The organism is Streptomyces sp. NPDC091279 (genome assembly GCF_044757465.1).
Classification (GTDB): Bacteria; Actinomycetota; Actinomycetes; order Streptomycetales; family Streptomycetaceae; genus Streptomyces.
The window spans coordinates 190437-210934 of the sequence record NZ_JBIVVA010000013.1 but is presented as its reverse complement, the minus strand read 5'-3'; the positions used below and the strand labels follow the sequence as shown (position 1 = coordinate 210934).

Genomic DNA, 20498 nt, shown 5'->3' with positions numbered 1-20498 from the left:
CAGCGCGACAGCCCGTGTCGGGCCCGCTCGGGCGCACGGACCACAATCCCGCCATCCGGAACAATGCCCCTTAACGCTTGGGATGCGGCGAACTACGCTGGGTTTACGAATGCCGCGTGGTTATGCCAGAGCGGCAGCCGTCTGTGTCGAGGGGTGGCGCATGTCCAGGGAGCAACGCGGGCCGAACGAAAAGCTCGGCACCGTTCTCGCCCTCGCGGGAATCAGCAACGCAGGACTCGCGCGTCGCGTCAACGACCTTGGCGCCCAACGCGGGTTGACTCTTCGCTACGACAAGACGTCGGTGGCGCGCTGGGTGTCGAAGGGCATGGTGCCGCAGGGTGCCGCGCCGCACCTGATCGCCGCCGCGATCGGGCAGAAGCTGGGCCGCCCGGTGCCGCTGCACGAGATCGGTCTCGCCGACGCCGATCCGGCACCCGAGGTGGGCCTCGCCTTCCCCCGGGACGTCGGGCAGGCGGTGCGCTCCGCGACGGAGCTGTACCGGCTCGACCTCGCGGGCCGCCGGGCAGGCTCCGGTGGCATATGGCAGTCGCTGGCCGGCTCCTTCGCGGTCAGCGCGTACGCCACGCCCGCCTCACGCTGGCTGATAACCCCGGCCGACTCCTCGGTCGCGCGCGAGACGGGCCCCGCCGAGGGCACCGGCGCACCGCAGAAAGTCGGCCACAGCGACGTCCAGAAACTGCGCGAGGCCGCCGAGGACGCCCGGCGCTGGGACTCCAAGTACGGCGGCGGCGACTGGCGTTCGTCGATGGTGCCGGAGTGCTTAAGGGTCGAGGCGGCGCCGCTGCTGCTCGGCGCGTACTCCGACGAGGTCGGCCGCGCCCTGTTCGGGGCCAGCGCCGAACTGACCCGCCTCGCCGGCTGGATGGCCTTCGACACCGGCCAGCAGGAGGCCGCCCAGCGGTACTACATCCAGTCGTTGCGGCTGGCCCGGGCCGCAGCCGACGTTCCGCTCGGGGGGTACGTCCTGGCCTCCATGTCCCTCCAGGCGACCTATCGGGGCTTCGGCGACGAGGGCGTCGACCTCGCGCAGGCCGCCCTGGAACGCAACCGGGGGCTGGCCACCGCCCGCACCATGAGCTTCTTCCGCCTCGTCGAGGCACGCGCCCACGCGCGCGCGGGTGACGCGCAGGCCGCCGGCACGGCCCTCAAGGCCGCCGAAGGGTGGCTGGAGCGGGCCCGCGACGGCGACAACGACCCGTCCTGGCTGGGTTTCTACTCCTACGACCGGTTCGCCGCCGACGCGGCCGAGTGCTACCGCGACCTCAAGGCGCCCCGGCAGGTACGGCGCTTCACCGAACAGGCGCTGTCGAAACCGACGGAGGAGTTCGTGCGCTCGCACGGGCTGCGGCTCGTCGTCTCCGCCGTCGCCGAGCTGGAGTCCGGCAACCTCGACGGGGCGTGCGAGCAGGGTGTGCGGGCCGTGGAGGTGGCCGGACGGATCTCGTCCGCGCGGACGACGGAGTACGTCAAGGATCTCCTGCACCGGCTGGAGCCCTACGGCGACGAGCCGCGCGTGGTGGAGCTGCGCGAACGCGCCCGGCCGCTGCTGATGGCTCCGGCGTGAGGGCCGCCTAGGCGCCGCCCCGCACCCGCGCTCGCCCTGGTCCTTGCCGGTCTCCTCACCCGTGTGCTCGCCCGCGTTTGAAGTGACTGTCAGTGGCGCAGTGCACTATCGAGGTGGGAGGTGGTGCAGGTGCGGTCGGCGATCGCCTATGACTGTGACGTGCTCGTGATCGGTGGCGGGATCGTCGGACTGTCCACGGCGTACGCGATCACCCGGGCGGCGCCGGGGACCCGGGTGACGGTGCTGGAGAAGGAGCCCGGCCCGGCCCGGCATCAGACCGGGCGCAACAGCGGGGTCGTGCACAGCGGCATCTACTACCGGCCGGGCTCCCTGAAGGCGCGGTACGCGGTGCGGGGCGGCGCCGAGATGATCAAGTTCTGCGCCGAGTACGGCATCGCACACGCCGTCACCGGCAAGCTGATCGTCGCGACCGAGCGGGCCGAGCTGCCTCGCCTGCACGCGCTCGTGCAGCGCGGCCGGGAGAACGGCATCCCGGTGCGGGAGCTGGGCGGCGCGCAGATCGCCGAGTACGAGCCCGAGGTGCGCGGGCTGGCCGCGATACACGTCGGCACGACCGGCGTCTGCGACTTCGTCGCCGTCGCCCGGCACCTCGCCGACGCCTCCGGTGCCGAGATCCGTTACGGGGCCCGGGTGGTCCGGGTGGACCGACGCGCCGACCTCGGTGTCGCGGTGCGGACCTCGCGGGGTGACGTGGTGCGCGGCCGGGTTCTCGTCAACTGCGCCGGGCTGTACTGCGACGAGGTGGCCCGCCTCGCCGGGGACGACCCGGAGATGCGGATCGTGCCGTTCCGGGGTGAGTACTACGCCCTCCAACGGCCCGAGCTGGTCCGGGGGTTGGTCTACCCGGTGCCGGACCCGGCGTTCCCGTTCCTCGGCGTCCACCTCACGCGCGGGATCGACGGCGGCGTCCACATCGGCCCGAACGCGGTACCGGCGCTCGCCCGCGAAGGCTACGGCTGGGGCGTCGTACGGCCCCGGGAGATCGCCGCCACCCTCGCCTGGCCCGGCACCTGGCACCTGGCCCGCCGGCACTGGCGGTACGGCGCCGGTGAGCTGCGCAGGTCGGTCTCCGGGCGGGCGTTCACCGAGGCGGTACGGCGCCTGCTGCCCGCCGTCCGCGAGGAGGACCTGATCCCGACCCCGGCCGGGGTCCGCGCCCAGGCGGTCCTGCGCGACGGCACCCTGGTCGACGACTTCCTGATCAAGCAGACGCCCCGCACCGTCCACGTCCTCAACGCCCCGTCCCCGGCGGCAACAGCGTCCCTCCCAATCGGCAGAGAGGTAGCCCACCGAGCCTTGGCGGAGCTGGGGGGATGAGGGGCGAGTGGGGGAGGTAGGGGCGGGGCGGTGAGGGGGCCAGGGGCGGCTCGCGAACTTCCCCGTAGTGCCCGAGCGCCCCTCGGCGCCCATCCCACTCGGCACGGCCCAAGCCGCCCCGCGTTGTCCTCCCCCCGCCCGCGTAAAATCGACCCACTGTGTCTGACTCGCGCCGCATTCCCGAGACCCCGCGCCCTGCCACGCCGACCGGCGAACCGGCCCCGGCGCGGGACGCGTATCCCGCTCGTCCCAAGGGTGAGCCCCGGTTCCCCGACGGGCCCCAGCCCGATCCCGCCGGTTCGCATTTCGAGCGGCGGATTCGGAGTTTCCAGCCGCGTCGCAGCCGGGTGACCTCCGGGCAGGCGGACGCGTTGCAGCGGCTGTGGCCGGTCTGGGGACTGGACATCGACGGGCGGCGGATCGTCGACCTGGCCGAGCTGTTCGGCAACGCCCATCCGGTCGTCCTGGAGATCGGCTTCGGCATGGGTGAGGCCACCGCGCGGATGGCGGCGGCCGACCCGGCGACCAACATCCTCGCCGTGGACGTGCACACCCCGGGCCAGGGCCATCTGCTGGGCCTCGCCGACCAGCACGGTCTGACCAACGTCCGGGTCGGCAACGGCGACGCCATCATCCTGCTGCGCGAGATGCTCGCCCCCGACTCCCTCGACGGCCTGCGCGTCTACTTCCCCGACCCCTGGCCCAAGACGCGGCACCACAAACGGCGGCTGATCCAGCCGGAGTTCCTCGACCTCGTCGCGACCCGCATCCGCCCGGGCGGCACCGTGCACTGCGCGACCGACTGGGAACCGTACGCCGAGCAGATGCTCGACGTGCTGAGCGCGCACCCGGCGTTCGAGAACACCCGGCCCGACGGCGGTTTCGCACCGCGCCCGGAGTTCCGGCCGCTGACCCGCTTCGAGGGCCAGGGCCTGGAGAAGGGGCACGTCGTGAACGACCTCCTCTTCCGCCGCGTCCCGCACCAGGACCCGAGCTAGGGCTAGGGGTAGGGGTAGGGCTAGGGGACATCCCGGCCGGGACATCCCGGCCGGGGCACCCTGACGGGGGTACCCCGAGGCACCGTCGCGGGCGGCGCGTTCGCTCGTTAGGGTCAACCTCGTGGCCACTTTCCCCCCGTACCCGACGCATCCGCCCCACCCCGGAGGTGCGACCGGCGGAGTGCTCGGGCACGCGCACTGGTGGCAGCGCCGGTGGGTGCGGTACGGGGCGCTCATCACCCTGCTCGCGCTCTCCGGCCTGGTCATCCTGGCCCTGGTCCGCCAACAGACCGGCAGCGAGGGGTTCTTGGTCGGGCTCGGCCTCGCCGTACTGCCCGTACCCCTGCTCCTCGCCGCGTTCCGCTGGCTGGACCGGGTCGCCCCCGGGCCCTGGCGGAACCTGGTGTTCGCGTTCGCGTGGGGCGCGTGCGCGGCGGCGCTGATCGCGATCGTCACCAACAGCTTCGCGACCCGCTGGCTGGCGACGGCGACGGCGGACCCGTCCGGCGCGGACACCCTGGGGGCGACGGTGATAGCGCCCATCGTCGAGGAGTCCGCGAAGGCCGCGGCCGTGCTGCTCGTCTTCCTGTTCCGGCGCCGGGACTTCACCGGGATCGTCGACGGCGTGGTGGTGGCGGGCGTCACCGCGACCGGCTTCGCGTTCACCGAGAACATCCTCTATCTGGGCACCGCGTTCGGCACCGACCAGCTCACCGGCGACAGCGGCATCGCCTCCGTGACGGCGGCGACGTTCTTCGTCCGCGTCATCATGTCGCCGTTCGCGCACCCCCTCTTCACGGTCTTCACCGGCATCGGCTTCGGCATCTCCGCGCTGTCGGCGCACCGCCAGTACGTGCGGCGGGTGGTGCTGCCGTTGTCGGGGCTGCTGCTCGCGATGGGCATGCACGCCCTGTGGAACGGCTCGTCGACGTTCGGCACCTACGGGTTCTTCGCGGTGTACGCGGCGTTCATGGTGCCCGCGTTCGGGCTGCTGACCTGGCTGGTGATCTGGACCCGGCAACGTGAACTGCGCACCGTGCGCGAGGAGTTGCCCGCGTACACGGCGGCCGGCTGGCTGAGCCCGCCCGAGCCGTACGCGCTCGGCTCGATGCGGGCCCGCCGGATGGCCCGCGACTACGCCGCCCGGCATCTGGGCCGACCGGCCGGCCGCACGGTCGCCGAGTACGAGGCGTACGCGACGTCGCTGGCGTTCCTGCGGCACCGGGGGCGCCGGGGCCGGGCGGGCGCCGACTTCGTCGTCAGGGAACGGGAGTTGCTGCACGAACTGTGGCACCGCCGCGACACGGCCCGCCCCGCCCTGGAACACGCGGCCCGCGCGACAGCCCCACCGGTCCCGGTCTTCACACCCCCATGGCTGATGCCGGGGGCACCCGGGACGCAGGGGTACGGCCTACCCCAGGGGTACGGGTACGGAGTGCAGAGCCACGGGCCGCAGGGGTACGGGGCTCAGGGGTACGGGGCTCAGGGGTACGGGGCTCAGGGGTACGGGGCTCAGGGCCAGGGAGTACCGGGGAGCTACGGGTCGTACGGGTACGGCGGGCCGACGATCCCGCAGCAGCCCTCGTCGTCCCCCTCCCCATACAACCCGTACGCCGCCCCCTAGCCCCCGCAGCCCGCAACCCGCAACCCGGTGGGCCGGGACCGTCAGGCCGACGCCTCCGTCAGTCGCCGCAACTCGCCCTCCGTCAGCGTCAGTTCCGCCACCGCGAGCAGCGCGGGCAGCTGCTCGACCGTGCGGGCCGACGCGATCGGCGCCGCGACCGTCGGCTGGGCCGCGAGCCAGGCCAACGCCACCGTGGCGACCTCGGCGTCATGGGCGGCGGCGATCTCGTCCAGGGCCGTCAGGACGCGCCGGCCCCGTTCGGTCTTCAGGTGGGCCTCGGCACCGCTCGCCCGCGGGCTGTCCACCGTCGTTCCGGGCCGGTACTTGCCGGTGAGGAACCCGGACGCCAGCGCGAAATAGGGAACGGCGGCGAGGCCGGCCCGCGCGGCGACGTCCTGGAGTTCGCCCTCGTAGGTGTCGCGGGAGACGAGGTTGTAGTGCGGTTGGAGGGCCACGTACCGGGCGAGGCCCTCGCGCTCGGAGAGGTCCAGGGACTCCTGGAGCCGCTCGGCGCTGATGTTGGAGGCGGCGATGTGCCGCACCTTCCCGGCCCGAACGAGTGCGTCGAGCGCGCCGATGATCTCCTCGACCGGCACCTCGGGCTGGTCGAAGTGGGTGTAGTAGAGGTCGATGTGGTCGGTGCCCAGGCGGCGCAGGGAGGCGTCGGCGGCGGCCTTGATGTTGGCGGCCGACAGGCCCTTGAAGTCGGGGTGCTGGCTGACCTTCGTCGCGATGACGACGTCGTCACGGTTGCCGCGCGCCGCGATCCACTTGCCGATGATGGTCTCGGACTCGCCGCCGGAGTGGCCCTCGATCCACGCCGAGTACGCGTCGGCGGTGTCGACGAAGTTGCCGCCCGCCGCCGCGTAGGCGTCGAGCACGGCGAAGGAGGTGGCCTCGTCGGCGGTCCAGCCGAAGACGTTGCCGCCGAGGGAGAGGGGGAAGACCGTGAGGTCGGACGGGCCGAGCTTGCGCGGAGAAGTCATGTCCCCCATCAACGCCCCTACAGGAGGCTCCCATTCAACCGCCGTGCCGCCACGCCCCCAAAGATCACCCGCACCCCACCACCGACCTACCGGAGAGGTACGGGCTGACCCGTAGGGGCTGACCCCGTAAGGGCTGATCCGTAGGGGCTGACCCGTAGTACCCGAGGCGTACGGGTCGCCCCGTAGTACCCGAGAACTACGGGTACGGGTACGGGTACGGGTCGGTCCTACGGGGTGAGGCCCTTGCCGCGCAGCCAGGTCATCGGGTCGATGCCCGTGGCCTGGCCGCCGGGGTGGACCTCCAGGTGGAGGTGCGGCCCGGTCACGTTGCCGGTCGCGCCGACGCGTCCGATGACGTCACCGGTGGAGACCTTCTGGCCGACGGTCGCGTTGATCGAGGACTGGTGGCAGAACCACAGCTCGGTGCCGTCGTCCAGGGTCAGGATCGTGCGGTAGCCGTAGGAACCGGCCCAGCCCGCCTCGGTGATCGTGCCGCTGTGGATGGCCTTGATGAGGGTGCCCGTAGGGGCGGCGAAGTCGAGGCCCGTGTGATACCCGGAGGACCACATCGCGCCGGCCTGCCCGAAGGTGCCGGTGATCGTGTACGACGAGGTCGGCAACGTGAACTGCTTGGCCAGCGTGGCCAGACGCGCGGCCTCCGCCTTCTTCGCGGCCTCCGCATCGGCCTTCTTCTTCGCGGCGGCGGCCTTGGCGACGGCCTCCTTCTCCGCCTTGGCGGTGGCGTCGGCGACCTGCTTCGCCACGGCGGCCTGGGCGGCGGCCTGCGCCTTGGTGTCGATCTGGCCCTGCTGGCTCTCGGCCTGCGCCATGATCCGGTCGCGCAGCGCCTCGCCCGCGTCCCGGGTGCCCTGGACGGTCTCCTTCGAGGTCACGCCGACCGAGCTGAGCGCGGTGGCGGAGCCCTGCTCGGGCGTGGCGTCGGAGTCGTCGAACACGGCGCCCACGGAGGAGGGCAGGTCGGGCATCGAGATGGAGACCGGCGGCTTGCCGGTGTTGGCGCTGGCCATGCCGCCCGCGCCCATCGCGGCGATGACGCCGACGCCGAGCACCGTCGAACTGCGGGCGAGTCCCCCGCCGCGCTGCTTGGCGACCCGGTGCCGGCCGCGGACCGGAGCCAGGGATTCCGCGGTGGGGTTCCACTCCTGCCAGGGGCCCTCGTCGGGGCCGGGGCCGCCGAAGCCGAAGCTCTCGCCGGGGTACTGGTCCGGTATGGGCGGGGCCGTCGGAGCAGGCCTGTTGGACGCCACTTAGGCGTACTCCTTCCTTCCTTCTCGCCTACCGGGTTAGCTGACGGGTTCGGAGCAGGAAGGTCTCCTACGCGCGTATACCCGCCGTGCGGACACGACGGAAAAAGCGCGATTCACCCCAAGTTGGTGGTTCCCCGGTTCCCTTACGGGATTCGGCGCGTGCGCACGGAGCCGCCTTGGTGACGGCTGGGACGACCGCGCTGCGTTATCGAACGTTAATAGACCCGGGGCGGTGATTCCAAGCTGTTCCCCTTGATCATTAACGTTTTCGACACGGACGTACGGCCCATGAGCGCCAAAAAACGGGCGAGTTGACCTCCCTGCCCAAACATCACGTGCGCTGACCGTTTGTCACTTGTTATGCGGAGGGAGTTCGCCCGCTCACATCGGGTGACCACGCGGGTGGTGCCTCTCAAGGACGGCGAACGGCGAGCAGCGCCATGTCGTCCGCCGTGCCGCCCCCGGTGTACTGACGCACCTCCTGGGCGAGGGCGCCGAGCAGCAGGCCGGGGTTGTCGAACACCCGCCCGGCGAGCCGTGCCTCGGGGTCGAAGAACTCCCCGTGCGCGTCCCGGGCCTCCGAGAGCCCGTCGGTGTACAGGAGCAGGGTCGCGCCGCTCGGGAACTCGGCCTCCTCGGCGCGATCGGGCCCACCCCCCAACTCCCCCATCCCGAGCGGTAGGGCATGTTCCGTAGGGGACAGGGCGCGGACGGTGCCGTCGGTCCCGAGCAGCAGCGGCGGCGGGTGGCCCCGGGTGACGATGCGGGCGATGCCGTCGCCGTGCGGGAGTTCGACGAGGACGGCGGTGGTGAACGCCTCGAAGGCGTCCAGCGCGTCCCGCCGGGTGCCTTCCCTGGCGAGGGCCCGCTCCAGCCGTTGCGCCAGCGCTTCGAGGGTGACCTCCTGCTCGGCGGCCTCCCGGAACGCCCCGATCAGCACGGCAACGGCGGCCACCGCGCCCATGCCCTTGCCGCGGACGTCCCCGACGATCAGCCGGACGCCGTGCGGGGTGTCCTGAACGGCGTAGAGGTCGCCGCCGATGGACGCGTCGGCCTGGGCGGCCTCGTAGCGGGCGGCGATGTCGAACCCGCCGATCCGCTCGGCCGGTTCGGGCAGTACGGCACGTTGGGCGGCCTCGGCGATCTCGCGCTGGGAGGCGAGCTGGGCGTCGCTGCGGCGCACGAGGACGTTAATGAGGACGGCGAGGACGACCACCGTCGCCACGGTCGCCAGTTCCGTCAGGGAGTCGGCGTGCAGGACGACGCCGAGCCGCAGATGGATGACGAACACGGCGAGGACGGAGGCGAGGCCGGTCAGGACCGTGCCTCGGCGGCTGTAGAGGGGGGCGGCGACCAGGGGCGCGGCGGCGAAGAGCGGGGACGCGGTGAACTGCTGCGGGGTGAAGTAGTCGTAGACGAACCCGACGGCGATCAGCAGGAGGGGGAGGAGGCGGGCGAAGCGACGCGCGAAGGAGATCCGCCGTCCCTCGCCCGCCGGGCCCCTCTGGTCACCAGGCCCCACTGCTCGTCTCCCACGTGTCCGGTGTACGTCCAGGTTTCCCGCCCGGAACGCGCCCGGCGACCGGGGTGAGCCGACCGGATGAGAAAGCCGGATGGGAAAAAAGGGGGGGCGAGCGCGGACGAGCACTACGGAAGTACTAGGGAAACGGCTCTACGGGATGAGCCCTAGGGGGAACCCGGAGACCCGAAAGAACCGTGCGGCAGAACCGTTCGGCACAGCGGAGAAACGTCGGTACAGGGGAGAAACACCGATGGCCGGAACCCTTATCGGATTCCGGCCATCGGCCTTGAGTAGCGGGGACAGGATTTGAACCTGCGACCTCTGGGTTATGAGCCCAGCGAGCTACCGAGCTGCTCCACCCCGCGTCGGTGTTCCTTAACCATACGCCATCCGCGGGGTGAAACGCACACGCGTTGTCCGGAGCCCCTCCGAGCCGGGACCAGTCGGCGGGATCAGTCGGCGGGATCAGTCGGCGGGGTTACCCGCGTGGGTGAGGGTCTCCCACGAGACGAAGAGGTCGTCGGTGCCGGCCGGCCGGTACCGCTCGGCCAGCTTGTGCGCCTCGGGCACCTGGATGTCGAGCCGGTCCTCCAGGTGGTTGAGGGCTACCTCCAGGTCCGGGCCCAGGCTGCGGTCGATCTTCCCGCCGCACAGCCAGGCCGGGGCGCTCCTGCCGAGCTGGTAGCGGGCGTGCAGGGCGAGCGCGGCCTTGAGCCGGTCCTTGACCTCGTCGTACAGGTCGACGCCCTGGTGCCAGGCGGTCTCGGCGATGTGGCCGGTGGCGGCGAGCGAGTAGCCGACGTGTTTGAAGTTGCGGCAGGTCTCCTGGGCGACGCCGTCCTTGAACCCCGTCTGCTGGAACCAGTAGCTCTGGAGTTTCTGCGGCGTGGTGATCGTGGAGCCGGTCGGGGTGAGCGGCACCTTGCCGTCCTTCTCCAGGTAGAAGTAGGCGGGCACCCGGTCGCGGAACCGTTTGACGGCGGTGTCGAACCCCTTGTGGTCGTCGGTGAAGACGGCGATGCCGATGGCCGCGTCCGTCATCGCGAGGTCCCAGTTGCCGTTGTAGTCCGGGACTTGGCTGCTGATGTTCGGGAGGTAGGCGGTGCGCAGCATCGTCTCGAACCGCTTCACCCGGTCCGCCGGCCAGCCCGAGCCGGGCGCGTAGCGGACGATCTCGGCGGCCCGCGCCCACGTCGACCCGGCCCACGCGGTCTGTAGACCGGCGTCCTCCTCGGTGTGCCGTTTGATCTTCCCCGACCAGGCGTCCATGATCTCCCGCGCCTTGGCCGCGTGCTGCTGCTTGCCGGTGACGCTGAAGAGCAGGGCCTGTGTGTAGGCGGCGATGGCGTCCTGCCGCTCCTCCAGGCAACCGTGCGCGGGCCGGTCGGCCTTGTCGCCGCCGGGGCAGTCGACGCTGGTGTAGGGCTCGGGCTTGTACTTGTACGACCCGTACTTGCTGTCCCGCATGTCGAGGAACGCCCGCAGCCACGGCTGCTTCCCGGCGTTGACCTTCTCGCGAACGGTGTCCAACTGCCCCTTGCTGACCAGCACTCCGGGGTGGGTGAACGCGGCGTCCGGGGGGAGGGCGCGGGCCATGGTGCGGTTGCCGGTGCCGGTGACTCCGCACGAGGCGACGGTCCCCGTGACCAGCGCCGCCGCCGCGAGCACCGCCGTTCGCCTTCGGACTGATCTCACTGCCACCTCCGCGTTGCTCCGGACCGATCCCTTCGCAGAGTGACCCGGCCGGGAGCGCCCCGCAGGATCTGTTGGGCCGATCGGCCGGGGGGAGGGGGAGGGCGCCCCCTACGGGGCCCTGCTCGCCCTCAGTCCGCCAGGTGGGCGTTGGGGGCCTGGGCCGCGTCCGCGTACTCCGGGAGGACGACCACGTCGACTCCGGCCGCCGCCAGCAGCCCGTTGCCGTCGGCTTCTGTCACGAAGGTGTTCGGTTCGCGCCAGGCGGTGACCACGCGCCGCACGCCCGCGTCCAGGATCAGCCGGGCGCAGGGGCGGGGGCGGGAGGCGCGGTGGGCGCAGGGTTCGAGGCTGGAGTAGACGGTGGAGCCGGGCAGCCTCGGGTCGGCGGGGTCGAGTGTGGCGAGCGCCGCTTCCTCCGCGTGAACGACGGTGTCGTCGCCCTCGCGGGAGTGTCCGCGCGCGAGTTCCGTGCCGTCGGCGGCGACGATCACCGCGCCGACGCTGAAGGCGGTGGTGGACGGTGGGCAGAGGGCGGCCAGTTCGCAGGCGAGGCGGAGCCAGTGATGGTCGGCGGCGGTGGGGAGCGGGCCGGCGCCGGGGGCGGTGGGTTCGTAGCGCATCAGGACGACGTCCTCGATCTGCCGGGTCTCCACGAGGCGGAGTCGGCCGGGCTGGTAGGCGCCGGGGCCGAAGAGGCGGGCGGCGTGCGGGGTGCCGACGAAGAGGGGGGCGACGACGAGCTGGAGTTCGTCGGCGAGGCCCTGCTGGAGGAGCTGGGTGTGGATGCGGCCGCCGCCCTCGACCATGAGCCGCCGGACGCCGTACTCCTCGTGGAGGTGGGTGAACAGAGCGCGCCAGTCGAGGTCGGGGCCGAGGGCGACGATGTCGGCGGCGAGGGAGAGCGCGCGGGCCCGGGCGGCGCCCTTGTCGGTGGTGTAGACGACCTTGGCGTCGCCGGTGTGCCAGAACTGGGCGTCGGGGTCCAGCTCCCCGGAGCCGCTCACCGTCACCTTCAGGGGGTACGGGGACCTGCCGTCGGCGACGCGGGCGGCCCGTCGCTCGGGCGAGTTGACCAGCAGGCGCGGGTTGTCGGCGCGGATGGTGCCGGCGCCGACCAGGATGGCGTCGACGGAGGCGCGGACCTCGTCGACCCGGTCGAAGTCGGCGGGGCTGGAGAGCAGCAGGCGGTCGGGGCCGGCGTCGTCGAGGTAGCCGTCGAGGGAGACGGCGGCGGACAGCAGGACGTACGGGTACGGCATCGACGTACTCCCCCAGTCGGGTCAGGGTTGGTCGGGTCAGGGTCGGGTCAGGGTCGGGTCGGGGTCAGGGTTCTACGGGTCGCACGGGTCGGGGTCCGGGATCGGCCACCCGTCGGATCAGGGTCGTACGGGTCGTACGGGTCAGGGTCCGGGATCGGCCATCCGGCGGGCCCGGGATGTACGGGTTGTACGGGTCGGGGGTGGCGGGCTTGGTTCAAGTTTGAAACAAACTTACACTGGCGGTATGACGACTCGCTGGCTCACCTCGAAGGAGCAGCGCGCCTGGCGCGCGTACATCGCCGCGGCGCATCTCGTCGAGGACGCGATCGACCGGCAGCTCCAGCAGGACGCCGGCATGCCCCATCTGTACTACTCCATCCTGGCCAACCTCTCCGATGTCCCGGAACGGCGGCTGCGGATGACCGAGCTGGCCGAGCGGACGAAGATCACCCGCAGCAGGCTGACCTACGCGGTCACCCGGCTGGAGAAGGACGGTCTGGTACGGCGGGAGAACTGCCGTTGGGACAAACGGGGCAGCGTCGCCGCCCTCACCGACGCGGGCATGGCGACCCTGGAACGGTCGGCGCCCGGACATGTCGAGACCGTGCGGGCGGCCCTGTTCGACCATCTCACCGAGGAACAGGTCGGCCAGCTGGAGGAGATCTGCTCGGGGATCACCCGGGCGATGGAGGCGGACGGCTCACGGCCGACGCCGGACGACGTGCCGTGGCGCCGGCGGTCCGCGCCGCCCTGTACGTGACCTGCGTCGCGAACTGGTTGCTTCAAATTTAAAGCATGAGGTAGGGTCCGTGACCATGGTGTTGCTTCAAATCTGAAGCACATCTGTCCTGACCCACCGGACCCGGGAGAACCCGCATGCCCGACACCCCCGCCGCCACGCAGCGCTCCCGCGTCCGGGTCCCGTTGCGCTTCCAGGACGGTTACGCCGTCGACGCCGAACTCGTCACCTTTCACGGCCTGTTGGACGGCCAGGAGCATGTGGCCGTGGTGCTCGGCGACCCGGCGCCCGGCACCGTTGCGCTGGTGCGGCTGCACTCGGAGTGCCTGACCGGGGACGTCTTCGGGTCGGCGCGGTGCGACTGCGGACCGCAGCTACGCGAGGCCGTCGAGCGCATCGCGGAGCGCGGGGGCGTGCTGCTCTACCTCCGCCAGGAGGGCCGGGGCATAGGCCTCTACAACAAGCTCGACGCGTACGCCCTCCAGGACCAGGGCCTCGACACCTACGAGGCGAACGCCGCCCTCGGCCTGCCCGAGGACGACCGCGACTACACCGCCGCCGCCCAGATGCTGCGCGCCCTCGGCATCACCGAACTGGACCTGCTCTCCAACAACCCCGACAAGGCAGGCCAGTTGCGCGACCTGGGCATCTCCGTCCAACTCCGGGTCCCGACCGGCGTGTTCACGACCGACCACAACGTCCGCTACCTGCGCGCCAAGGTGCTCCAGACCCACCACACGCTGCCGCTCGGGGAGTTGACGGAGGCCCGGGCCTGACGGACGCGGGGCCGTGTCGGACACGAGGATCTGACGGGCGCGAGCCTCTGACGGACCCGGCCGATGCGCAATGGGGTGTGAACGGCCGGGCGAACAGGCAGCCGAATCGCTGACGATCGTTTCCCGGCCGCCCTGCCTTCGGCAGTCGCGGGGCCCGCTCTTCACGTCATGGGACGGGCCCCGCACCCCTGTTCACCACACGCAGGGCAGCCGGGCCTCGACGACGGTCGGGCCGCCGACCGGGCTGGAGAGTTCCACGGTCCCGTCCAGCGCGGCGACGCGCCGCCGGATGCCGACCAGACCCGAGCCGCCCGCCTCGTCGGCGCCCCCGCGCCCCGCGTCGGCGACCCGCACCCGCAGCCCCCGCTTGGTCCGCTCCAGCCGGACCGTGGCCGTCAACTCCCCGCTGTACTTCGCGGAGTTGGTCAACGCCTCCGCCACCACGAAGTACGCGGCGGTCTCCACCGCGGCCGGTGCCCGCACCCCGTCCTCCTCCAGCCGGACGACCTCGACGGCGACGTCCAGCCCGCTGCCGGCGGCGAGTGCGCGCACCGCGCCCACCAGGCCCCGGTCGGTGAGGATCGGCGGGTGGATGCCGCGCACCACGTGCCGCAGGTCGGTGAGCGCCTGTTCGGCCTGCGTCTGGGCCTCGCCGAGGAGTCGGCGGGTGGTGTCGGGGTCGGTGCCGCAGGCGCGCAGGGCGAGGCCGATCCGCATCGAGAGGGCGACCAGGTTGGCCTGCGCGCCGTCGTGCAGGTCGCGTTCGATCCGGCGCAGTTCGGCACCGTGCGCGGCGATCGCGTCGGCTCGCGTGGCCGCCAACTCCTCGACCCGGGCGGACAGTTGGGCCTGCGGCGACGGTTTGAGGAGGGCGGTGGACCAGTCGGCCTCCAGGTCGGCGACCCGGACGATCCACGGCAGCACGAGGGGCCTGCGGCGCAGCAGCCCGGCCCCCACGCCGTCCACGACCAGGGCGAGCGGCCACAGCGGGACGGTGAGGAAGAAGAGGGCGCCGTAGAAGTAGGCGGCGAACATCCACCGCAGATCGGTACGGGTGCCGGGGTCACGCACGGCCGTGCGCAGCCGTTCCCGGACGGTGCCGGTGATCGGGCGGTACGCCTCGGGAATCCGCTGGCCGGTCCAGTCGGCGGTCAGCCGCCGCTTGGCCCCGGCGATCCGCCGCACCAGCAGCACGGTCTCCGGCAACAGCCACGCCCCGACCACGGTGACCGTGCCGACGACGGCGATGATCAGCACGGTCACAAAGATCCACAGCCCGAACGTCAACGCCAGGGCCACCACGAGATACCCGGTGGCCCGCCCGGCATCCCGCAAACTTTTCGACATGCGCCAACGCTAAGCGGCGAGGGGGCGGGGGCGCGGTGTAGCGGGCTCCACCATTGGGGGCGGGGGGCGCCGGGGTCGGGGTGCGGGGCCGAGGCCGGGGGTGCGGGGCCGAGGTCGGGGGTGCGGGGCCGAGGTCGGGGGGGGCGGGGCGGCGCCGACGTTGAGGGTGCGGTGCCGGGAAGCGCCGAGGCATCGTCGGGAGATGCCGGGGCATGGGGGAGGAACGGGGGCGCGGGCGCCGTTCCGGGCCGACGGGCCTGTTCTTCGCCGACGTTGCACGCCGGCGTTGCACTGTGTCGCTGGCGTGAGAGGGTCTCGTTTGAGTTAGAGCCTCTCACTTGGGTGAGAGGCATTCGCTGAAACGGGAGGCTCTCGCCGGCGTGAGGCCCCCTCCCCGACTCCCCCTCCCCGACTCCCCCTCCTCGCTCAACGACCGCCCACATCTGGACACTTGAGGAATGGATACGCCGATGGAATCCCCCACGGAAACCCCCACCGAGATCCCCACCACCCTCGGTGAGCAGCTTCTGCTGCTCTCGCTGGACGACGATTCCGGGGCCGCGAAGGAGTCGGCGAAGGTGGCGCTGGCGATCTCCGCGGCCGCGCTGGTGGAGTGCGCGTTGGCCGACCGGATCGAGGTGACCGACGGCCGGGTCACCGTCGTCGACGCGACGCCGATCGGCGAGCCCGCCCTCGATGCCGCGCTCGCCCTGATCGTCGGCAAGGAGCGGCCGAGCAGCGCCAAGGACTGGATCAACCGGCTGAAGCGGGACGCGATGGCCGAGGCGAACGCCGGTCTGATCGCGAAGGGGCTGGTCCGGGAGGAGAAGAAGAAGGTGCTCGGCCTCATCCCGGTGCGCCGTTACCCCGAGGCCGACGGATCGGTGGAGGTGGCGGTGCGGCGGCGCCTCGACGCGGCCGTCCTGGAGGGTGCGACGCCGGATGAGCGCACGGGCGTTCTGGTGGCGCTGCTGCACGGGGCGAAGTTGCACCGCCTGGCCTTCCCGGACGCCGACGCGCGCCGGGTCGCGGCGACCATGGAGACGCTCGCGCAGGGGCAGTGGGCCGCGACGGCGGTCCGGCAGGTGGTGAAGGCGGCGGAGGACGCGTTGACGGCGATCATCGCGGTGACGGTGGCGACGACGGTCGTCGCGGGCAGCTGACGACGGGACGGGGAAACGACGCCGTCGTTCGGGGCGGCCGATTCGGCACCGTCGCCCCGGGCGGCCGATTCGGCACCGTCGCCCCGGGCGGCCGATTCGGCACCGTCGCCCCGGGCGGCCCATTCGGCACCGTCGTCCCGGGCGGCCGGTGCGGCGCCGCCACTCCGCCCACCCCGGCCGCCCCGCCCACCCCGGCCGCCCCGTCCGCCCCGTCAGGCGTGGTGGTGGGCGGGGTGGGTGGGGGTCACCTCACGTAGCGCGGTTCGCTGCAATTGGCGTGCGGGGCCTCGGGGTTGGTGTCGTTGCAGAGCTTCACCCAGGTCTGGCCGAGGCCGGCCGGCCTGACGAAGCGGACCGGGATCGAGCCTGCGCCGCAGCGCGTGCCCATCCTGAAGGGCGGGCCCACCGTCAGGTCCTCCGCCCACTGAATCCAGAGCGTGGAGCAGCCGGGACCGGTGGTGCGCAGCTCGCCCTCGACCGCGAGCCCGGGGCCGTGCAGGCCGCCCATCTCGACGGGGCGGGTGGTTCCCGAGGCCTCGGCCGTGCCGCGGGCGACGGACCAGGAGTCGGCGGCGGCTGCCGACGAACCGTAGGACACAAGGGCCAGGGAGAGCAGGGCAGTTGCGGCGAGGGACCTCGTCGTGGGTGCCATGTGGGCTGTCCTTTCAGGGAGTTGGGCGGTGCGGACCCGGGTTCGGCGGGTTCTCGCCGGTGCACTGGGCGGGCGTGGGCCAGCGCAGCGTCGGTGTGCCGTCCGCCGCGAGGGTCTCCGCCAGCAGGTCGCAGTAGGGCCGCAGGTCGTCGTGCCAGCCGACGAACGTGGCGAAGTCCCTTATGTGGACGGCGAGTCGGAGGGTGGCCGCGCGTGCGGTGCCGGGCGGCACAGCGGTACCGGCGTCGCCGGATCGGTCGGTGCGGGTGCCGGTGTACGCGCCGAGCAGGGCGTGGGCGGCGGCGTGGTGGTCGACCGGTGGGCCGTGTCCTGCGGCGCCGAGACCCCGGGCGGCGGCGCACCGCAGTTCGTACAACTCGCCCAGCAGCCAGCCGAGGTCGAGGGCCGGGTCGCCCCCGGTGACCTCCTCGCCGGTGAGCAGGGCGGGGCGGCCACCGTCGGTGACGAGGTCGGGGACCAGCCAGCCGATGCTGGGCGCACCGTGCAACAGGGCCGGCCGGGACGGCAGTTGGTGCGCGGCCTCGGTCCACTCCGTCAGGCGCGTCCACAGCGAGGGGCCGAGCCGGGCCCGGGCCACCTGGTGAACTCGGGTCGCTCCAGGGGCGTTCTCCTCCCCCGAGATCCAGGCGCGGAGCCGTCGCACACCGGGATGGGGTCGCCGTTGCGGAGGCTCCCAGGGTTCCTGGTGCAGCCGCCGCAGCGTTCTGCCTACGCCGGCCAACGCGTTCACGGAGAGCTGGAACGCGGCGGCGTTTCCGGAGGTCAGCAGCCGGGCGACCGAGACGGCGCCGGGCACCCGGTACACCACTCCGGGCGCCGCCGATTCACGTTCTCCCAGGGCGAGTTGGGCGCCGGTCGGGCCGACGGCGGCATCGACGCGGCGCAGTGCCGCACCGACCGTGGGCGGGGGAAGGGACTGCGGGCGGGGGTGGGCCGGGCCGGGCGCACGCAGCCAAGTGAACCCGGCGTCCCCGTGGTGGCGCACGGTGATCCGCAGGTAGCGGGTGCCGTACTCGCGCACGACGCCGGGCGCCGCCCCCGCAGCGCCCGCCCGCGCCGTCGGCTCAGTCACGGTGGCGCCGCCGGACCGCCTCGATGATCTCGCGGGCGTCCCGGAACGCGGCTTCCTGGCCCTCGGTGAAGAGCACGCCGGCACAGTTGAGGATGACCTCGTCGACCCCGGCGTCACGGTAGGTGGCCAGCCGGTCGGCGATGTGGTCCGGCGAGCCGAACACGTAAGTGCCGCTGTCGACCAGGGAGTTGGCCCCGGCCTGCGGGTCGGACGGGTCGGCCGGTACACCGGCGCGGCGCAGCATGTCGGTGTAGTGGTCCGCCGCGAGGTGCCCGGAGGCGGCCGTGTGCGCGAGCACGTAGGGGTCCCGGCCCGCGCGTTCCACCGCGACGTGGACGACGGTCGCGACCCGGCAGCGCGCGTCCCGGTCCTTGCCGCCCTCCTCCAGGGCGGGCAACAGGGTCTCGGCGACATACCCGGGCGGGGTCATCCAGGTGATGGCGACGTCCGCGACGCCTCCGGCGGTCCGCGCCATGTTGGGCCGCAGCACGCCCACGCCGACCTCAACTCCCGGATGTTCCATGGGAATCAGCCGTCCCCGCAGCGCGTGGTAGTCGCCCGCGTGGTCGACGATCTCGCCGTCGAGCAGGGCGCGGACCGTGCGCAGATAGTCGGCGGCCATCGTGCGCGGGCTGGCGTAGGGACGGCCGTTGAGGCTGCGCACGAACGCCGGTGCGCCCACCCCGTATCCGGCCACCACCGTGCGCCCGGTCATCAGCGCGAGCGAACGGGCCTGGAGGGCGGCCTCGTACGGGTGGCGCAACGGCATGAGGGTCACGCTGGTCCCCACGGGCACCCGCACTCCGGCGCCGGCGAGGTGCGCGAACGCCTGGTGGGTCTCCACCTTGAGCGACTGCCCGGTCCACAGCCGACGCGCGCCGGTGTCCCGCACCAGCTCGGCGTAGGGCCGCAGGGCGTCCGGCGCGTCCGGCATGTTCGGCACGAGCACGCTCGGCAACAGCTCGGTCGCCGGGGCAGTGGCCGGGGCAGTGGCCGGGGCGGGCGCGGGCCGTTCGGAGACAGGGGGAACGGCGGGGCTGTGGTCGGAGGTGCGGGGGCCGGAGGCGTGGGAGCCGGGGGCGTGGGCGGGGGTCGTCACGGGTGGCGCGCCTTCCCTTGTCTCGGGGACCCTAGGGGCCCTAGGGGTATTACGGGTACTCAGGGCACTGCGGCTGCTGCGGCCCCTAGGGGGCACTGGGGGGCACCGCCACCGCCGTCGGCGCGGCGGCCGCCATGACCGGCGTTGCTATTTCTTGACGGATCGTTGTGTTACCACTACATTCCTTGCATGAGCCCAGTAAGCCATCGCGAGGGAATGCCGATCTACAACCAGCTGAGGGTGCTGCGCGCGGAGCGCGGTCTCAGCCGGGTCGCGCTGGCCGGCTTGGTGGACGTGCACCCGCAGACCATCGGCGCCATCGAGCGCGGTGACTACTTCCCGAGCCTCGATCTGGCTTTCCGGTTCAGTGATGTGTTCGAGCTTCCGGTCGAGGCGATCTTCAGCCGCAAGCCCTTCGTCCCGCTCTCCGCCCAGCTGTACAACAAGGAGGAACGCTCGTGAGCCGGCAAGGTCCCGACGGGACGACGGAAGTGGCCCGCAGCCCCATGCGCCCCGTGGCCCTCGTGCTCTGCGTGTTGAGCGCGGTCATGCTGGTGCTGTCCCTCGTCTCGGACGGCAACGCGTTCTCCGACTCGTGGTGGCTGGTGGCCTTCGTGGTCTGGCTGTTGCTGTGGGGCGTGCTGCGTTCGATGACCCGCGGGGTGGCCGAGCGGCCGGTGGCGGGGCTGGACGAACGCGAGCGCGGGGTGCGCGACCGGGTCTCGTTCATCGGGTTCCAGTGCGCGGTCGGCTCCGGCATGATCGCCGTTCTGCTCATGGTCGTCTTCCAGAACGAGCCCGCGATGATCGAGCGGATGCCCGCACTGCTGACCACCCTGATGCTGACGTCATCGGCGCTGCCCTCCCTGATCCTGGGGTTCACCAGTAAGGGCATCGAGAACGCCGAGGACGACGAGGACGACTGAACGATCGGCCCGGCTCGCCCGGGGCGACGGCCGGACCGGTCGGCGTGCGACAGGGCGGGTGCCCACCGATTGCGGCGGTGGGCACCCGCCCTGTGTTCAGCGGGTCAGACGGTTCAGCAGGAGTGGTCGAACGTGTTGTCGACCGACACCGCCGAGACGGCGGACGCGGCGGAGATGCACGCGGCCGACGACGTGGTGATGGTGACGGTGGCGCCCGGGGCCTCGACGGCCACGACGAGCTCGTCGGCGGCGGCGTAGGTGGAGTAGCCGCTGATGAGGGACTGGGTGTTCATGGTGACTCCCGTTGGTATCGGTGACATGCAAGGGTGACCGGATCGGCGATTTCTTCCGTCGCGTTCTCCCGCCGTGCCAGAACCATTCCGTGACCGGCGCCGCGCTGGCAATGAAGTTGACCGCATGCGGACATT

19 protein-coding genes, 1 tRNA gene and 1 riboswitch are annotated in these 20498 nt (G+C 72.2%); of the genes, 9 read left to right on the top strand and 11 right to left on the bottom strand.

Annotation, left to right across the window (positions count from 1 at the left end; all coding sequences use genetic code 11):
- The first annotated feature begins 160 nt into the window (after positions 1–160).
- The 4 genes from ACIQOU_RS30505 (at position 161) to ACIQOU_RS30490 (ending at position 5545) form a co-directional block, all read left to right on the top strand.
- Entirely contained in the window at positions 161–1585 is a 1425-nt protein-coding gene (locus ACIQOU_RS30505) for an MFS transporter (RefSeq protein WP_401541768.1), read from the top strand.
- Positions 1586–1705: 120 nt separating this feature from the next.
- A complete protein-coding gene (gene lhgO, locus ACIQOU_RS30500) occupies positions 1706–2923 on the top strand; it encodes an L-2-hydroxyglutarate oxidase (protein WP_401541765.1) in 1218 nt (405 codons plus the stop codon).
- A 158-nt stretch (positions 2924–3081) separates the two neighbouring features.
- Complete coding sequence (gene trmB, locus ACIQOU_RS30495) at positions 3082–3921, top strand: tRNA (guanosine(46)-N7)-methyltransferase TrmB (RefSeq protein WP_401541763.1); 840 nt, start codon at positions 3082–3084, stop codon at positions 3919–3921.
- Positions 3922–4042: 121 nt separating this feature from the next.
- A complete protein-coding gene (locus tag ACIQOU_RS30490; protein ID WP_401541760.1) occupies positions 4043–5545 on the top strand; it encodes a PrsW family intramembrane metalloprotease in 1503 nt (500 codons plus the stop codon).
- A 41-nt stretch (positions 5546–5586) separates the two neighbouring features.
- On the opposite strand, the gene ACIQOU_RS30485 is transcribed toward ACIQOU_RS30490, so the two are convergent.
- The 6 genes from ACIQOU_RS30485 to ACIQOU_RS30460 form a co-directional block, all read right to left on the bottom strand.
- On the bottom strand, positions 5587–6531 hold the full coding sequence (locus ACIQOU_RS30485; protein ID WP_401541757.1) for an aldo/keto reductase: 945 nt from the start codon (positions 6529–6531) through the stop codon (positions 5587–5589).
- A gap of 227 nt (positions 6532–6758) precedes the next feature.
- The gene (locus ACIQOU_RS30480; RefSeq protein WP_401541754.1) at positions 6759–7799 is read right to left on the bottom strand and encodes a M23 family metallopeptidase; all 1041 of its coding nucleotides are present in this window, start codon (positions 7797–7799) and stop codon (positions 6759–6761) included.
- Positions 7800–7809: 10 nt separating this feature from the next.
- Positions 7810–7967: riboswitch (cyclic di-AMP (ydaO/yuaA leader) on the bottom strand.
- A 244-nt stretch (positions 7968–8211) separates the two neighbouring features.
- Positions 8212–9321 (bottom strand): PP2C family protein-serine/threonine phosphatase, encoded by a 1110-nt coding sequence (locus ACIQOU_RS30475; protein ID WP_401541751.1) that lies wholly within the window; start codon positions 9319–9321, stop codon positions 8212–8214.
- 291 nt (positions 9322–9612) lie between these two features.
- Positions 9613–9686 (bottom strand) — tRNA-Met (locus ACIQOU_RS30470).
- Positions 9687–9786: 100 nt separating this feature from the next.
- The gene (locus ACIQOU_RS30465) at positions 9787–11022 is read right to left on the bottom strand and encodes an alginate lyase family protein (RefSeq protein WP_401541748.1); all 1236 of its coding nucleotides are present in this window, start codon (positions 11020–11022) and stop codon (positions 9787–9789) included.
- A 122-nt stretch (positions 11023–11144) separates the two neighbouring features.
- Entirely contained in the window at positions 11145–12275 is a 1131-nt protein-coding gene (locus ACIQOU_RS30460; protein WP_401541746.1) for a dihydrofolate reductase family protein, read from the bottom strand.
- A 244-nt stretch (positions 12276–12519) separates the two neighbouring features.
- On the opposite strand from ACIQOU_RS30460, the gene ACIQOU_RS30455 reads away from it, so the two are divergent.
- Together ACIQOU_RS30455 and ribA are read left to right on the top strand one after the other, a co-directional pair.
- Entirely contained in the window at positions 12520–13035 is a 516-nt protein-coding gene (locus ACIQOU_RS30455) for a MarR family winged helix-turn-helix transcriptional regulator (RefSeq protein WP_401541743.1), read from the top strand.
- A 116-nt stretch (positions 13036–13151) separates the two neighbouring features.
- Complete coding sequence (gene ribA / locus ACIQOU_RS30450; protein WP_401541741.1) at positions 13152–13790, top strand: GTP cyclohydrolase II; 639 nt, start codon at positions 13152–13154, stop codon at positions 13788–13790.
- Positions 13791–13982: 192 nt separating this feature from the next.
- Here the strand turns inward: ribA and ACIQOU_RS30445 are convergent, their stop codons facing one another.
- Positions 13983–15137: a histidine kinase gene (locus ACIQOU_RS30445; RefSeq protein WP_401541738.1), complete on the bottom strand. Its 1155-nt coding sequence runs from the start codon at positions 15135–15137 to the stop codon at positions 13983–13985.
- Positions 15138–15607: 470 nt separating this feature from the next.
- On the opposite strand from ACIQOU_RS30445, the gene ACIQOU_RS30440 reads away from it, so the two are divergent.
- Positions 15608–16300: a GPP34 family phosphoprotein gene (locus ACIQOU_RS30440; RefSeq protein WP_401541736.1), complete on the top strand. Its 693-nt coding sequence runs from the start codon at positions 15608–15610 to the stop codon at positions 16298–16300.
- Between the two features lie 244 nt (positions 16301–16544).
- Here the strand turns inward: ACIQOU_RS30440 and ACIQOU_RS30435 are convergent, their stop codons facing one another.
- Genes ACIQOU_RS30435 through ACIQOU_RS30425 form a run of 3 tightly spaced genes read right to left on the bottom strand, consistent with a single transcriptional unit; the run spans position 16545 to position 19144 of the window.
- Positions 16545–16952: a hypothetical protein gene (locus tag ACIQOU_RS30435; protein ID WP_401541733.1), complete on the bottom strand. Its 408-nt coding sequence runs from the start codon at positions 16950–16952 to the stop codon at positions 16545–16547.
- Positions 16953–16965: 13 nt separating this feature from the next.
- The gene (locus ACIQOU_RS30430; protein WP_401541731.1) at positions 16966–18045 is read right to left on the bottom strand and encodes a phosphotransferase family protein; all 1080 of its coding nucleotides are present in this window, start codon (positions 18043–18045) and stop codon (positions 16966–16968) included.
- Positions 18038–19144, bottom strand: a complete 1107-nt coding sequence (locus tag ACIQOU_RS30425) for an LLM class flavin-dependent oxidoreductase (RefSeq protein ID WP_401541729.1) — start codon at positions 19142–19144, stop codon at positions 18038–18040. Before ACIQOU_RS30425 ends, ACIQOU_RS30430 begins: the two co-directional genes overlap by 8 nt.
- Positions 19145–19333: 189 nt before the next feature.
- Here ACIQOU_RS30425 and ACIQOU_RS30420 point away from each other — a divergent pair, with 189 nt between their 5' ends.
- Positions 19334–19606 carry a helix-turn-helix transcriptional regulator gene (locus ACIQOU_RS30420; RefSeq protein ID WP_401541726.1) on the top strand — a complete coding sequence of 91 codons (273 nt, stop codon included), beginning with the start codon at positions 19334–19336 and terminating at the stop codon, positions 19604–19606.
- Positions 19603–20070, top strand: a complete 468-nt coding sequence (locus tag ACIQOU_RS30415) for a hypothetical protein (protein WP_401541723.1) — start codon at positions 19603–19605, stop codon at positions 20068–20070. The genes ACIQOU_RS30420 and ACIQOU_RS30415 overlap by 4 nt, the downstream gene beginning before the upstream one ends.
- A 113-nt stretch (positions 20071–20183) precedes the next feature.
- Here ACIQOU_RS30415 and ACIQOU_RS30410 read toward each other — a convergent pair whose 3' ends face one another.
- Positions 20184–20363: an LxmA leader domain family RiPP gene (locus ACIQOU_RS30410; RefSeq protein ID WP_401541721.1), complete on the bottom strand. Its 180-nt coding sequence runs from the start codon at positions 20361–20363 to the stop codon at positions 20184–20186.
- Positions 20364–20498 lie beyond the last annotated feature (135 nt).

What these genes read in the sequence shown, in the direction of transcription:
- ACIQOU_RS30485 (WP_401541757.1), bottom strand. Translation starts at nt 6,531, where the DNA reads ATGACTTCTCCGCGCAAGCTCGGCCCGTCCGACCTCACGGTCTTCCCC.
- ACIQOU_RS30410 (WP_401541721.1), bottom strand. Translation starts at nt 20,363, where the DNA reads ATGAACACCCAGTCCCTCATCAGCGGCTACTCCACCTACGCCGCCGCC.
- ACIQOU_RS30455 (WP_401541743.1), top strand. Translation starts at nt 12,520, where the DNA reads ATGACGACTCGCTGGCTCACCTCGAAGGAGCAGCGCGCCTGGCGCGCG.
- ACIQOU_RS30505 (WP_401541768.1), top strand. Translation starts at nt 161, where the DNA reads ATGTCCAGGGAGCAACGCGGGCCGAACGAAAAGCTCGGCACCGTTCTC.
- ACIQOU_RS30445 (WP_401541738.1), bottom strand. Translation starts at nt 15,137, where the DNA reads ATGTCGAAAAGTTTGCGGGATGCCGGGCGGGCCACCGGGTATCTCGTG.
- ribA (WP_401541741.1), top strand. Translation starts at nt 13,152, where the DNA reads ATGCCCGACACCCCCGCCGCCACGCAGCGCTCCCGCGTCCGGGTCCCG.
- ACIQOU_RS30460 (WP_401541746.1), bottom strand. Translation starts at nt 12,275, where the DNA reads ATGCCGTACCCGTACGTCCTGCTGTCCGCCGCCGTCTCCCTCGACGGC.
- ACIQOU_RS30435 (WP_401541733.1), bottom strand. Translation starts at nt 16,952, where the DNA reads ATGGCACCCACGACGAGGTCCCTCGCCGCAACTGCCCTGCTCTCCCTG.
- ACIQOU_RS30420 (WP_401541726.1), top strand. Translation starts at nt 19,334, where the DNA reads ATGAGCCCAGTAAGCCATCGCGAGGGAATGCCGATCTACAACCAGCTG.
- ACIQOU_RS30440 (WP_401541736.1), top strand. Translation starts at nt 15,608, where the DNA reads ATGGAATCCCCCACGGAAACCCCCACCGAGATCCCCACCACCCTCGGT.